We start from the raw sequence: 14865 nt of genomic DNA, 5'->3' as shown, positions 1-14865 counted from the left end.
GAGCCGGTGTTGCCCTGTGTATGGTGGGTGACGCCGGCTCTTAATTTGGCCTGTCTGATCCCGTGAAATTTCTAACACCTTAAATGATTAGCCGTAAATTTCCCGCATTGCGGAATTCAAGTCGGCAAGCTCCGAAGAAGGAAAAATGCTTCCGGTCTCCGTTATAATTGCGGTGACGAGTTCAGGCTTGATCTTATCGAAATAGAAATTTCTAACTTCGCCGCAAGTCCCTTCCGAGAATTCCGGGTTGGCACAAATCTCGTCGGCGCTTTCTTCTTTGTTGACGAAGTCATCGGATGTTTTTTCGGAATCGTATTTCAATACGCTTGTCACAGCGTAGAATTTCTTTTTGGCATCGGCACAGCATACCGCCAGGGGATAAGACCCGATTTTGTTGATGAGCGTGCCGTCTGAGAGGATTGAGTCGGCGCCGACGAAGGCGGAATCAATCTCGTTAATGAAAAATCCTATCGACGCGTCCGAAAGGAGTATAACACGGTGACCCATCTTAGTGAGCGCTCGCGCCGTCTGCCTTCCCTCAAACAGCGGGCGTGATTCCATGACAAAAATCGTGACATGTTTGTTCTCGGATGACGCCCGCTCAAACGTTTTTGTGACAAACTCACTTTGACTTATGGTCGCATAGCTTTTTCCGTCCGAAATCAGCTTCGAAGCTTTAGAGGCTGCAATGGATGACGAATTCTCAATCTTGTCCCAAAGGTTCTTCAGATAGGTGTTGATGTCGCCGGGTTTCAGTTTGTCGGAGGCGGAGACAATAAGCCGGCACATGTTGGACAAAGCAGACATCTGTAATTGCGCATTGGCAATTGCTGTGGACAACAATTTCAGATCTTGAATGAAATTCAGAGCGTAGGCATCCTGGGCCGAAAAATTCATGAGCAAATCCAGCATGTCTTTCAAAATTTGCTGCTGGCTTGAAATGTTGTCGGCTGCAATTCGATTGGCACGTTCGAGTAGTTCCGGCTTCATAAGAAACGATTAAGTTTAAAGTCCAGCCGGCGAAATTGCAAGATTCCCGCGAGCCACGCAGCGAGCCATTTCCATTTGAAGCTGTATTCAAAACCACAAAGTAACTTGTTTCCATGAAGCTTGTTGGAGATTTCAATCACTTCGGCTGAGCCTCCGCCGACTGCCTACGTTGAAATTTTCAGGAGGCTGATTGACTTGCCATGGCTTTCATCGTCATGGAACTTATCGCTCCCTTTAATGTTTTGAGTATTAATCATACCATAATACTGCAACGATGGAGAGCAATGACTGACTATAAATATGTGATTGTCGGCGGCGGAATGGCAGCTGAATCTGCAATAAAAGGAATAAGAGAGGTTGACAAATCGGGAACCATTGCGGTTTTCAGCGAGGAAAAAAATCTGCCTTATAATCGTCCGCCGTTATCGAAAGCCCTTTGGAAAGGCGACCCTATCGATTCAATTTGGAGAAAAATTGAAGATGATAACGTCGATTTTTTCAAATCCACCGCTGTCATGTCGCTGGATGTCACTAAGAATACCGTGAAGATTACCGATGGCGGAATGTACCACTATGAGAAACTTCTTCTGGCAACCGGAGGGAGACCGAGAAAACTTCCGTTCGGCGGGGACGACATCATTTATTTTCGGACTTTCGATGATTATGAGACGCTTCGCGATCTTTCGGGGCATGCCATGGATTTCGTCGTGATCGGAGGAGGCTTCATAGGTTCAGAAATCGCCGCCGCTCTCGCGATGAACGAAAAAAACGTCACGATGATCTTTCCGGAAGAAGGAATCGGATCGAGATCTTATCCGCGCGGTCTATCCTTATTTTTGAATTCATTTTATAAAGAAAAAGGAGTCAACGTTATATCCGGCGCATCCGTGATGAACATCGACAATAAAGATGGCAGACTTTTGGTGAAATCGAATAAAGGCGGAGGAATTTCGGCGGACGCCGTAGTCGCCGGTCTTGGAATAATTCCAAACGACGAACTTGCAAAGTCGGGCGGACTCGCTGCCGACAATGGGATTATTGTGGATGAGTTTTTGAGGACGAGCAACCATGATATTTATGCTGCCGGCGACGTCGCAAATTTTTTCAGCCTTGCCTTGGACAAGCGCATGAGAGTCGAGCATGAAGACAATGCAAACACAATGGGCAAAATTGCAGGTCATAACATGGCCGGTTCGTCCGAGCCGTACCATCATCTTCCATTTTTCTATTCGGACTTATTCGAGCTTGGATACGAAGCTGTCGGAGAGCCTGATTCCCGGCTTGAGATATTTGAAGATTGGGAAGAAGAATTTCGCAAAGGCGTCATTTATTACGGCAAGGACGGAGTCGTCAGAGGCGTACTATTGTGGAACACCTGGGGAATGGTCGATACCGCCCGTGAGCTGATAACGTCGAAGAAAAAGTTCGCGCCGGATTCTCTCAAGGGCTTGATAAGAGATTGAGTGAGAAAAAGGCAGAAGTTTTTTCTTCTGCCTTTTGGTTCTCTAAAACTATCGACAGGGCTCAACCTCCGTACATGCCGCCGAATACAAATACGGCAATCAAAACTATCACGATCCATATTCCAAATACCCAAGCAGCGGGCAAAAATCCTTTTTTGCCCGAAAGAGTTCCAATCCCAATCGAAGATGCAGCGAGATTCCAGATCGCAAAGAGGTCGGCACTTCTCAAGAGTGAATAAGTCTTGTCGGAAGACATCTGCATGAACATTCCCAGATGCAAACCTCCGTCGAGTCTGGAGAGAACGACGGTAATGACTATCGACAATATTACGCCCACTACCGAGATCCAGCTTGCAAGGCCAGCAACTCCCATCATCTGGGAATAATTCACGTCTCCCTTCAAGATTATCTTTCCGATAAGGACCCATACTCCTGCAGCAGCAAAGAAAATTATAAACGTTGCGACAACTGCTCCGAATATCCCGATTCCCATGAACGCGGATGATCCGTTTTCCATCCTTTCCTTGGCCTGCTCTGCCTGGTCGGCAGTCATTTTCCCTTCATTCACCATCTTGTCAAACCGCTGTTCTTGCTGTTGTGCCATCTGGAAACGGAGATCGGGCGAGCTAAACCTCACATAAGTCGAGACACCGATGACGATTGCCAGAAGCGCCACCGGGACAAGCCAATCTGCGACCTTTACGGGAGAGGTTTTCAAAGCCTGAAAGACTCTCGACGGCTCGTAAAAGACTCCTGCTGCTTTATCCATAAAGGATAATTTCTCTTGGCCATCAGGTTGATTAGCCTGGGAATGATCCGAAGTACCAGTTTGTTCTGACATCAGTCCTCCTTTTTTGTTTTAAGATAGATTAGAGTTGTGTTAAGTTCAAACTGTGCTTGGCTTCCACTGAATCGCAATCTTTGCTAAATTGATTCTGCGCCAGAGGCGCATCAGCCTTTGGCTGAAAACAGGAGTTTCCAGTGGCCGCAAAAAGATTTTTTATACTCGACGGAACAGCACTCGCTTATCGCGCATATTTCGCGATGATCAGCCACCCCCTCATCAATTCGAAAGGCCAGAACACGAGCGCGGCGTTCGGCTTTGCAAATTATCTGATGAAAATTATAGGCGATGAAAAGCCGGATTACCTGGTGGCCGTCTTCGATACGGGCGAACCGACGTTCCGCCACAAAGAATATCCGGAATACAAAGCCACTCGAGAAAAGATGCCTGAAGAGATGATCGGCCAGTTGGCGCATATAAAGAGAATGCTGAACGCTTTCGGTGTGCCGACACTTGAAAAGGCAGGCTATGAAGCCGACGACCTCATCGGAACGCTTGCACAGCTTGCCGCAAAGGAAAACATCGATGTCTTCATGGTGACGGGTGACAAAGACTTTATGCAGCTTGTAACTCCGAGAATAAAAATGTATAAGCCGGGAAAGAGCGGGATGGAGGTCGAGATAGTCGATGAAAAGGGTGTCGAGAAAAAATTCGGAGTGAAGCCGTCGCAGGTGATCGATGTTATGGCGTTGACGGGCGACGCGGTGGACAATGTCCCCGGCATCAAAGGGATCGGCGATAAGACGGCAATTCCCTTGATTCAACAATATGGCACGCTGGAGAAATTACTGGCGAGTGCAGACAAGATTGAAAAGCCGGCTCTTCAGGAAAAGTTGAAGCAAGGAAAGAATATGGCACTTCTCTCGAAGAAATTGGTCACGATAAAAACGGACGTGCCGCTCGGCGTCGATTTTCATTCGCTAAAAGAAAAAAATACCGACGGTGCTGAGGTCACAAAGATTTTCAATGAGCTGGAATTTCGCTCGCTCATCAAGAGGGCACAGCAAATGATTCCTGCACCGTCGGAGAAGACAAAAGAACCGGCAGAGGAGGAAAAGGAAACCGCAGGTGAACCTTCAGTTACTGAAGTCCGGTTCGAGGATGGAAATTATAAAGATGTATCAAGTGTCAAGCATTCATACAAGCTCATAACCGATTTATCCGATCTTCAAAAGTTGGTGGAGAAATTGAAGAAGTCGGAGTTCGTCTCGATGGATACGGAGACGACAGGGACGAACGCTCTTCTTGCCGATTTGGTGGGGATTTCTTTGTCGGTAAAGCCGCGCGAGGCATATTATGTCAGCGTAGCCTCCGACGGCGGGGATCTCTTCTCGGGCGGTGAGGCCAGACGTGGTGTCAGCGTCAAAGATGCTGTCAAATTATTGAAGCCAATTTTTGAATCGTCAAAGATCAAAAAGGTCGGACAGAATTTGAAATACGATATGCTGATACTTTCCAACTATGGCGTCACGACTCAGGGAGTTGCTTTCGATTCCATGGTTGCAGCATATGTCGTTAGTCCGGACGGACAGCACAACCTCGACGCGCTCGCGAAAGAATATCTGGGATACAAGCCGATAGCGATCGAGGAGCTGATCGGCAAAGGGAAAAATCAAATAAACATGAGCGAGGTTTCGCCGGAAGTGGTCGCGGAATATTCGGGCGAAGATGCCGATGTTGCATTGCAGCTGAGAGATGTTCTCCAGAAGAAATTGGAGAAATCAAATCTGCTTGGCCTGTGCGAAAAGGTGGAATTTCCACTGATCGAGGTTCTTGCGGAGGTGGAGAGAACCGGCGTGAAGATCGATACGGAGATACTCGGGCAAATTTCGAAAGAGCTGGAACGAATGATCGAAAACCTTGGTGACGAGGTCTACAAACTTGCCGGCGAAGAATTCAACATTAATTCTCCAAAGCAGCTCGGAGAAATCTTGTTCAAGAAGATGAAGATAGCCCCTACTAAGAAAACAAAAACAGGATATTCGACAGACGTTTTCGTGCTCGAAGAGTTGGGCGCAGAGCATCCGATTGCGGAGAAAATTCTCACCTATAGAAAAGTGACGAAGCTGAAATCGACATACGTAGATGTGCTTCCGACTTTGATAAATCCGCGGACCGGAAGAGTCCACACTTCGTTCAATCAAACGGTGGCGGCTACCGGAAGACTCAGCTCCGCAGATCCAAACCTGCAAAACATTCCCATTCGGGGTGAGATGGGAAAGGAAATCAGGAAAGCGTTTGTGCCGGGTGAAAAGGGGTGGGTGATGGTTTCTGCTGACTATTCGCAGATCGAGCTTCGTATCATGGCACACATCTGCAAAGACGAAGGCTTGATCGACGCGTTCAATAAGCACGAAGATATCCACCGGACTACAGCTTCAAAAGTGTTCGGCGTTCCCACCGACGAGGTCACTTCCGATATGCGCCGCAAAGCGAAGGAAGTAAACTTCGGGCTGCTGTACGGGATCGGTCCGTATGGATTAAAAATTCGTCTGGGAATTTCGCAGGGTGAAGCCAAGGACGTGATCGATACATATTTTCGGAGATTCCCGCGGGTTCGTGAATATATAAACAGTACGCTTGAATTTGCGCGCAAGCATGGATACGTCGAGACGCTTCTCGGAAGACGCCGGTACCTCGCCAACATCAACAGCAAAAATTCTGCCGTGAGAATGGCTGAAGAGAGACAGGCGATCAACATGCCGATACAGGGAACCGCCGCAGACATGATCAAGCTTGCCATGATCGCAATCCACCACGAGATGAAGAAGAAGGACATGAAATCGCGGATGTTACTGCAAGTGCATGACGAATTGGTTTTCGAGTCGCCAAAGAGCGAAGTGAAGGAACTGGAAAAGCTTGTAACCGACAGGATGAAAACTGCAATGAAGCTGAGTGTGCCTGTTGATGTCGAGGTCGGCACGGGACCGAACTGGCTGGATGCGCACTGACGGGACAATGAAAGCCGAGACCGAACTTTTGAAATATTTTTTGCGCAACGGCTATTTCCGTCTTCCGGATAAAGAGCGTCGCAAAAAATTGAGGCAAAAATATAAGAAAGGTTACGAAGTCCGCCTCGTCGCGGCGAACAGAAGAGAGCTGATGGAAATCAGAAGTTTGTTAAAGATCGCCGGGTTCAGATCAGCCAAGGCGTTTCCGAAACATTCGCAATACGTTCAGCCGGTCTACGGCGAAGCAGCGGTAAGAGAATTTTCTGAGCTCGTGACAAAGCATCGTGTAACGCGGGGGAAAAATAAAAATGCTCAGTTGAGAAGATCGAAATCAATATGAGGGCACGAAGCGGTTAGTTCGTTGAATCGGGAACACCGGGACGGGCAGGACAATTTCACGTTGAGCACAAGGGACAGATTTTGAGGATACCGGTTGGCCTGAGTTCCTCTATTTTATGAAAAGCGATATGACTTTGTAAGTACCGGCACCGATCAGCGCCGACATTGGGATCGTAAGGAGCCATGCAATAATTATATTGCCAGCGACTCCCCATCGCACAGCGGAGAGGCGGTTCGTTGCACCGACTCCCATTATTCCACCGTTAATTGTGTGCGTCGTGCTAATTGGAATGCCGAGAAATGTTCCAATTAGAAGAGTGATTCCACCTGCAGTCTCAGCGCAAAAGCCATCGACGGGCCGGAGTTTCGTGATCTTCTGTCCCATCGTCTTCACGATCCTCCATCCACCCAATAGCGTGCCCATGGCAATTGCAAAATGGCAGGTGAGCACGACCCAGATTGGCACATGGAAAGTGGTGAGATAGCCTGAGGTGACGAGAAGCCCAGTTATGATTCCCATGGTTTTCTGCGCGTCGTTTGTACCATGGCCCAAGCTGAGAAATGCCGCCGAAAGTAGCTGCAGTCTTCGGAAGCCTCTGTTTACTTTGGTAGAGGACCTTTTGTGGAAAAGCCACATTACAATGGCCATCAGAAGAAAAGCCACCACAAGACCCATCACGGGGGCGACCACTATAAATATCAGTGTAGGAATCCATCCATGAGGAATTATTGCGGAGAAACCGGCTTTCGCGATTGCGGCACCGGCATATCCTCCCATCAGAGCGTGCGATGAGCTTGTCGGCAGGCCGTAGTACCATGTTATCAGATCCCATATAATGGCGCCGCACAGCCCACCAAGTATGACATAAACGGTGACGTCGTTCAATTGGACGAGCCCCTTGCCAAGCGTGCCTGCAACTTTCAATGTAAACATGAATGCAGCCACGAAATTAAAGAATGCCGCCCACGCCACGGCTTTTCGCGGTGAGAGCACGCGGGTCGAAACTACGGTCGCTATTGAATTTGCGGAATCGTGAAAGCCATTCAGGAAATCGAAAACAAGTGCGACCAGTATTATGGAAGTGACGAGAAGGAGCATCAGGCGAAAATGGAATCAGGCATGTTTTATCAAGATGGACTCTAGGACGTTGGCGACGTCTTCGCATTTATCGGTTGCGGTCTCCAATCCTACCAGTATCTCCTTCTTCTTTATAAGCTCGATGACGTTCTTCTCATTTTCAAAGAGGTCGGCCACCGCAAGCTCGAATACCGAATCGGCTTCGTTCTCATATTCGTTTACTTTTCTTAAAATCTCTTGAAGCGAGTCCGAGTCTTTAAAATCCCTGAGAAACGGAATTCCTTTTCCGATGACCTCGACCTGCTCCTGAATAATTTCCATCAGCTTGCGCATGTATTGCGAATCGACTTTCACATTGTATAAGGTCAGGCGGGATGCACTGCCATTTATGAAGTCCATGATATCGTCGAGCGACGATGCCAGCTCGTGGATATCTTCGCGGTCAAACGGAGTAACGAATGTCGCGTTTAACTCGCCGAAGATTTCGTGCGTGACTTCGTCTGCCTGATGTTCAAGGTTTTCGATTTCTTTAACCAGAGCTTGGGTTGTTGCTGCATCAGCGTCCGATAATTTCTTCAATGCGATCGACGCTTTGAGCAATAATCTTGTCGATTCCTCAAACAACCTGTAAAATTTTTCGTCGTGAGGTAGGAGAATTTGAATTAGCCTGTCAATTTTCACTTATATGTCACCGTTCAAAGATTTAATTTATCCTCGTGAGTGTCCCAAGAGTCTGTCCCGGGGGATACCGTTGGGACGGGGATTCGAAGCGTTGAAATTTAATTGTGTCTGCCGAATATTCAAAGGAATCAATTCTTCTAATTGAGCCTATTTAGGCTAGAATGGGAGTGTCTGTTTTCTTCCGGAAGCCGGTGTAAATCGGCGAGGGCCTCAAATTTGTCCTGGAGGGAATTGTTAAGATAGCTGACTTGATTTTGTCAGCCATATTCCGAAATTAAAAGAGTAACGAAATTGCAATTGAGCATTTTTCTGATTCATTGATAATAGGTTGATGCTACTTTAAATTATATGTGTGATTGGCGCCGTCTTGAAACGCGGCTTGAAACTCGCCGGGATACGAAAGTGTTAAAGTTAATATGGAACTAAAATACCAGGTTTGAAATGGAAGGCAATTTTTCTAATCGAGTGCAGGATGTTATCAGGCTAAGCCGTGAAGAGGCGCTGCGACTGGGGCACGACTTTATCGGAACGGAACATCTTCTCCTCGGCATCATACGCGAAGGCGAAGGCATAGCCGTCAAGATCCTCAGGAACCTCGGGGTCGATTTGTATAAGCTGAAGAAAGCAGTTGAGGACACGGTCCGCACTTCGGGGGGTACGCTGACCATCGGAAACATTCCTCTGACAAAGCAGGCGGAAAAAGTTTTGAAGATCACATACTTGGAAGCGAAGCTTTACAAGTCCGACGTGATTGGAACCGAGCATTTGCTCTTGTCTTTGTTGAGAGACGATGACAATGTCGCCTCGCAGATTCTCCATCAGTTTAACGTTACTTACGACAGTGTTCGCCAGGAGCTGGACAACATTATCAACGGCAGACCATCCCAGCCGGCGGCGCAGGCAGCACAGCATGGACCGGGAACCGAAGGACGAAAGGCTGAAAAATCGAAGACACCCGTTCTCGATAATTTTGGGAGAGATCTGACGAAACTTGCCGTGGAAGATAAACTTGATCCGATCATAGGCCGCGAAAAAGAAATCGAGCGCGTCGCGCAGGTTCTTGCAAGAAGAAAAAAGAATAACCCGGTTTTAATCGGCGAACCCGGCGTCGGCAAGACTGCGATTGCGGAAGGCCTTGCACTCCGGATCGTACAGAAAAAGGTTTCGCGTGTTCTACACAACAAGCGTGTCGTTACGCTCGACTTGGCGGCGCTTGTTGCGGGAACAAAATATCGCGGGCAGTTCGAGGAAAGAATGAAAGCGGTCCTCAATGAACTTGAGAAGGCAAAAGACGTAATTCTATTTATAGATGAACTCCATACGATAGTCGGGGCGGGAGGCGCGTCGGGCTCGCTGGACGCGTCGAACATGTTCAAGCCCGCACTGGCAAGAGGCGAGATACAATGCATCGGTGCCACGACTCTCGACGATTACAGGCAGTATATAGAGAAAGATGGTGCGCTCGACCGCCGGTTCCAGAAAATCATGGTGGAACCCACCACGGTTCTGGAAACCATGCAGATTTTGAACAACATTAAACAGAAATATGAGGAGCATCATAACGTTCGGTACGCCGATGCCGCGATAGAGGCAGCAGTGAAGCTGAGCGATCGTTACATGACCGATAGATTCCTGCCCGACAAAGCGATCGATGTCATGGACGAAGCTGGATCTAGAATTCATCTTGCAAACATTATTGCTCCGAAAGAAATAGTCGAGCTCGAAGAAGAAATTGAGAAGATAAAACAGCAGAAGAACAAAGTTGTGAAGACGCAGGACTTTGAGGAAGCCGCTCGACTGAGAGACCTCGAAAAGAAATACCTCTCAGATCTAGAGATTGCAAAGCGCGAGTGGGAGTTGAAGGCCGAAACAACGGTGCATGAGGTAACTGCGGACCACGTTGCGGACGTCGTCGCGATGATGACCGGGATCCCGGTCAACAAGATTGCCGAGAGCGAATCGGTGAAACTGCTGAAGATGACGGACGAATTGAATAAAGTCGTCGTCGGACAGAAAGAGGCGGTTGAAAAACTTACCAAGTCGATCAGACGAGCACGTGCGGGATTGAAAGATCCTAAGAGGCCTATCGGCTCATTTATTTTCGCGGGTCCCACCGGCGTTGGAAAAACCGAGCTCGCGAAGGCGCTCGCAAAATATTTGTTCGACTCGGAAGACGCCCTCGTGAGAATCGATATGTCTGAATACATGGAGAAGTTTAACGTCAGCCGTCTTGTGGGCGCTCCTCCGGGGTATGTCGGCTATGAAGAAGGCGGACAGCTCACGGAGAAAGTTCGCCGCAAGCCGTACAGCGTCGTTTTGCTCGACGAAATTGAGAAGGCACATCCCGATGTGTTCAACATCTTGCTGCAGGTTCTCGATGATGGAATATTAACTGACAGCCTGGGAAGACGTGTCGATTTCAAGAATGTCATTTTGATAATGACGACAAACATCGGCACGCGGGATATCAAGGCTGCAGGCACGTTCGGATTCGGACAATCGAGCACGGAGGATAGATACACTTCGATGAAAAATGTGATAGAAGAGGCGATGAAGAGACTCTTTAATCCGGAATTTATGAACAGGATCGATGATGTGATAATTTTCCGGCCGCTTACGACCGAGGATATCAAGGAGATAATCGACATTCACACGGAAAGTTTGCGGAACAGGCTCGGAAGTCTCGGAGTGAAGCTGGAGCTTACGAAACCTGCGAAAGAATTCCTCGCAGAGAAAGGATTTGATCCGGCATTTGGAGCTAGACCGCTTCGCCGCGCGATCCAGCGATATCTGGAAGACCCGCTTGCCGAAGAAATGCTCAAAGGCACTTTCGTCGAAGGCATGGTGGTACGGGTAAAGACCGACAAGCGGAGCGGCGAATTGAAATTCTCGGAGCTCAAAGCGGAAACCGAAACGAAAGACCCGAATCTTTCCGATGTGAGTACCAACTAGATCGGGCGTCTTCAAAAGGTATAACAGCGCTGATGGCTGAAAAGGCTGTCAGCGCTTTTTGTTTTGGGGCTTTCGATCCTGCGACGTAAATAGTCAGGATTGTTTTTTCTCCCAGGCTTTGTTAAAATTGGTATGAGTTAAGCAGAGACAAATTACAGGAAAAAAATGAACAAGAAGACAAAAGCAGCAGTAAGAAAACATCATCGCAAAGTAAAGAAAATTAAAGCAAAGATAAAAGCAAGACGTTCTCAGGCGGGCAAAGCAAAAGCAGCCGCTCAATAAGAAGCTATTGAAATCTCACCTCTCCAGAAGGGATCCATTCGGAAAAGAATTAGAATACGCTCTGAAGGTTGTGAAGGATTCGGAGCGCATCACGCTGAAATATTTTAATTCCCGCCTCAAAGTAAGCTACAAATCCGACAAAAGCCCGGTCACGGTTGCCGATAAGTTGTGCGAAAAATTCCTTGTCGGTGAGTTGTCTAAGAAATTTCCGGCCCATGGTTTCTTTGGCGAGGAATTTGGCGAAGGCATGAGCCGTGAGACGTCCATGCGGTGGATAATCGATCCTGTAGACGGCACTAGAAATTTTACACGTGGAATTCCCTATTGGGGTACACTCTGTGGACTCGAATGCGAAGGAGAAATAGTTGCAGGGATCATGGCACTCCCCGCACTGAAAACGATTTACTATGCTTCCAAGGGACACGGAGCATACAGAAACCGCGAGAGGATAAGAGTCAGCAAGGTCAAGGAATTGGAAAGGTCGGCGATCATTTTCGGCGGGTTGAGTTATTTTCTCGGAACGAAGTACGATAGCGGATTTAACGAAATCATAAAGTCTGCGTACCATGATCGCGGGTTCGGCGACTGCTTCGGTTATACGTTCGTTGTCGAAGGTTCAGCGGAGGCCATGCTTGACCCGATCGTCAGTCCGTGGGATGTGGCCGCGATAAAAATCATAGTTGAGGAGGCCGGGGGAATTTTTACGGACTTTGAGGGGAACTCCACGGTTTACGGACGAACCGGAGTTGCGGCAAATCCTTACATACACGAAGCGATTCTGAGAAAGCTCTCGCAGCTTTAGAAGCGATCTCCTCCCAAGAAATTTTAGTCCGGCTTTACTTTTACCACGAGCATTGTCATATCGTCGTGCTGCGGCGCACCACTCACAAATTTCCTTACCTCGTCTTCGATCTTCGTCAGCATCTCCTTTACTGACAGGCTTCTCGTCGACTCGATAAGCCGCATCAATCTGTCTTCGCCGAATTCGTTTGCTCTGGGATCCATCGCTTCGCTGAATCCGTCCGTGTAGAAGATAAGGGAATCACCGGGTTTTAAGACTATTTCCATCTCCTCGAGGCTTGATTCGAATTTATCGCCGTTATCCAGTCCGAGCGCGAGGCCGGATGGAGATAAAAGTCTCACGTCATTTTTTTCAGTGGAAAAATATACCAGCGGATTATGTCCTGCTCTTGCGAAGAGAACCTTCTTGGCTTTGGTATCGATCACAGCATAAATCATGCTGATAAAAATGCCGCGCGCAACCGATCGGAAAATTATCGAGTTAATCCTGTTTAATACTTTTCTGGGTGATGGCTCTTCCTCGCCGTAGGCCTGGAGGGCCCCTTTCGTGAGAGTCATGTATATCGCCGCAGGTAAACCCTTGCCGGATACATCCGCAATCGTAGCTCCGATCATTCCGTTGTTCATTCGAACGAAGTCGTAGTAATCTCCCCCGACCTCAAGCGCCGGAATGCAGATTCCTCCGAATTCGAACTGCGGAACCGACGGACTATTTCGCGGCAGAAGGTTGATTTGTACGTTCTTTGCGATCTCCAATTCCCTCGCCATCCGCTCTCGCTCGCTTATTCTTCGAATGTGTTTCGGCATAAGATCGACCGTCAATTCGAAATGCTGCTTCTTCCATAGAGCGACAAATGAAATTATGATCGGTAAGACTAAGACGGCGGCGGCAATCACGGAGTTCCACTCGAAGTATGATGCTTTCGATCCGAAAATCGGAATCAGGTTGTGGGCCAAATTGAAGAGTACGCTCACAACGAGGACGGTCAGGAAGTCGTATTTCAAGAACAATAAAATCATGACGGCCGACAATGCGATAGAAAGTAATATTCTGGTAGAAATCTGGTATTCACCGTAGGGAAGCTCATAGAATACCGATGGTATGAACAGAGCCGCGGAAACTATCATCCCGGTAGTGAGCCGCCTTCTTCCAAAAAACGAAAGCACCCCGAATCTGTAGAGGGTCTCACAGAATAATCCAACAGCAAATGAATCGGCGATCGATTGAATCGTCGGTGAATAGGTATCTAACGGGGTACTCATGTTTACATCCACCGCATAAATGTGGAGCAGCGGATGTGCGACGGCATAGACTCCGAGCAAAATTCCGCTGAATGCGAACCCGCGAAGTATTGAAACCCCGACTTTTTCGTTGAGGAATCTTAGATGTGTAGCCGCATCAAACGTAAAAAGTTTTTCAGGCCACTGCGCCCGTGCCGACGATTCCCCGATCCCCCATGCCGAGAAAGTAAGGATGGCCTGAAGGGGGATCCATAGAAGGAGCATTGCTACTGCAACCACTATGGTCTGATAAAATAAATTTAGTGAACTTATCTGCACGGCTCTTGAAATATTAGGCAGACTCAGGACGATCGATATTGCAGCCATGATGTAATATGTCGAACTCACTTGCAGCGATGATCCGACTCCCGCCTCACCTTCGTTGTATCGCTTTAGAAAAATCACCAAACCTGCCGCAAAGAGAATGAATATGATTACCCATGACGAAAAAACAATAAAGACAAACGGGGCACTTCTTGAATTGTACTCAAGACTGAATTCAGACGGAACCTGATAGGATCTTTCGTAGGAGATTATCCGGTCCCCGCTGGTTCGAACGGAAATCTGTTCGGTCAGCCCGAAAACATTTTCGTTCTTGCGCACGAAAGTGAATGTCCAATCCTGTCGTCGTTCTAACCGTATAGGCTCAGAGGTTCTTAAACTCCAGTCTGACAGATTTATACCGGTGATGACGTCTAGGTGGCGATTCTGCCAGCAGGAATCGAGAACATTTCTCGCCTCATTTTCCCGCAAATATTTTCCGCCCGTGGAATCCGGAATCGCAATTCTATAAGATACCAGTTTCCCTGCCTGAGAGAAAGAAACTTCAAACCTCCTGCTCTCATCCGTTTGTTGGGAACCATCAAACCAAACGACCGTCCAGCGGTTCACCGCTATGGAGTCATCTCTGACCAACTTATTTATCTGAGGTATGCCGGCCCTGCTCTGAAGGAATGTAATTGCAACATTATCTGTTCCAAAAGTGGTTCTTTCCATCAAGCCGTTTGGTAAACTTAAGCCGATCCGGCTTGCAACATCCCTTGAATCTTGCCGGACTTGAGAACGGGTCAGCCTGCTGTCGATCGAGCGGAGCGTCGAATAGGATGGAAGCAGGTAAATAAAAACTGCGAGGCCGATGACGGCTGTCAAACAGAGGAAGGCTGGCGATTTTAAGAGTTTCATCTTTCAGAGAATTTAGTATTG

General features: G+C 48.0%; 10 protein-coding genes. 5 read left to right on the top strand and 5 right to left on the bottom strand.

Features of this window, described 5'->3' with window-relative positions; all coding sequences use genetic code 11:
- Positions 1-87: 87 nt before the first annotated feature.
- Positions 88-990 (bottom strand): translation initiation factor eIF-2B, encoded by a 903-nt coding sequence (locus VLX91_13990; GenBank protein HUI31316.1) that lies wholly within the window; start codon positions 988-990, stop codon positions 88-90.
- Positions 991-1274: 284 nt separating this feature from the next.
- Between VLX91_13990 and VLX91_13985 the strand changes: the two genes are divergently transcribed.
- Positions 1275-2453 carry an FAD-dependent oxidoreductase gene (locus VLX91_13985; GenBank protein ID HUI31315.1) on the top strand — a complete coding sequence of 393 codons (1179 nt, stop codon included), beginning with the start codon at positions 1275-1277 and terminating at the stop codon, positions 2451-2453.
- Between the two features lie 61 nt (positions 2454-2514).
- Here the strand turns inward: VLX91_13985 and VLX91_13980 are convergent, their stop codons facing one another.
- On the bottom strand, positions 2515-3294 hold the full coding sequence (locus VLX91_13980) for a YIP1 family protein (GenBank protein HUI31314.1): 780 nt from the start codon (positions 3292-3294) through the stop codon (positions 2515-2517).
- A 140-nt stretch (positions 3295-3434) separates the two neighbouring features.
- On the opposite strand from VLX91_13980, the gene polA reads away from it, so the two are divergent.
- Together polA and VLX91_13970 are read left to right on the top strand one after the other, a co-directional pair.
- Complete coding sequence (gene polA, locus VLX91_13975; GenBank protein ID HUI31313.1) at positions 3435-6248, top strand: DNA polymerase I; 2814 nt, start codon at positions 3435-3437, stop codon at positions 6246-6248.
- A 7-nt stretch (positions 6249-6255) separates the two neighbouring features.
- The gene (locus VLX91_13970) at positions 6256-6588 is read left to right on the top strand and encodes a hypothetical protein (protein ID HUI31312.1); all 333 of its coding nucleotides are present in this window, start codon (positions 6256-6258) and stop codon (positions 6586-6588) included.
- A gap of 108 nt (positions 6589-6696) precedes the next feature.
- On the opposite strand, the gene VLX91_13965 is transcribed toward VLX91_13970, so the two are convergent.
- Together VLX91_13965 and VLX91_13960 are read right to left on the bottom strand one after the other, a co-directional pair.
- The gene (locus tag VLX91_13965; protein HUI31311.1) at positions 6697-7686 is read right to left on the bottom strand and encodes an inorganic phosphate transporter; all 990 of its coding nucleotides are present in this window, start codon (positions 7684-7686) and stop codon (positions 6697-6699) included.
- Positions 7687-7701: 15 nt separating this feature from the next.
- Complete coding sequence (locus VLX91_13960) at positions 7702-8346, bottom strand: DUF47 family protein (GenBank protein HUI31310.1); 645 nt, start codon at positions 8344-8346, stop codon at positions 7702-7704.
- A gap of 441 nt (positions 8347-8787) precedes the next feature.
- Between VLX91_13960 and VLX91_13955 the strand changes: the two genes are divergently transcribed.
- Together VLX91_13955 and VLX91_13950 are read left to right on the top strand one after the other, a co-directional pair.
- On the top strand, positions 8788-11298 hold the full coding sequence (locus VLX91_13955) for an ATP-dependent Clp protease ATP-binding subunit (GenBank protein ID HUI31309.1): 2511 nt from the start codon (positions 8788-8790) through the stop codon (positions 11296-11298).
- Positions 11299-11587: 289 nt separating this feature from the next.
- Positions 11588-12382: an inositol monophosphatase family protein gene (locus VLX91_13950; GenBank protein ID HUI31308.1), complete on the top strand. Its 795-nt coding sequence runs from the start codon at positions 11588-11590 to the stop codon at positions 12380-12382.
- 23 nt (positions 12383-12405) lie between these two features.
- Here VLX91_13950 and VLX91_13945 read toward each other — a convergent pair whose 3' ends face one another.
- Positions 12406-14844: a PP2C family protein-serine/threonine phosphatase gene (locus tag VLX91_13945; protein ID HUI31307.1), complete on the bottom strand. Its 2439-nt coding sequence runs from the start codon at positions 14842-14844 to the stop codon at positions 12406-12408.
- Between the last annotated feature and the right edge of the window lie 21 nt (positions 14845-14865).

Source organism: Candidatus Acidiferrales bacterium (genome assembly GCA_035515795.1).
Taxonomy (GTDB): Bacteria; Bacteroidota; Ignavibacteria; order Kryptoniales; family JAKASW01; genus JAKASW01.
The sequence above is the reverse complement of the archived record's forward strand: the minus strand, read 5'-3'. Positions and strand labels throughout refer to the sequence as shown.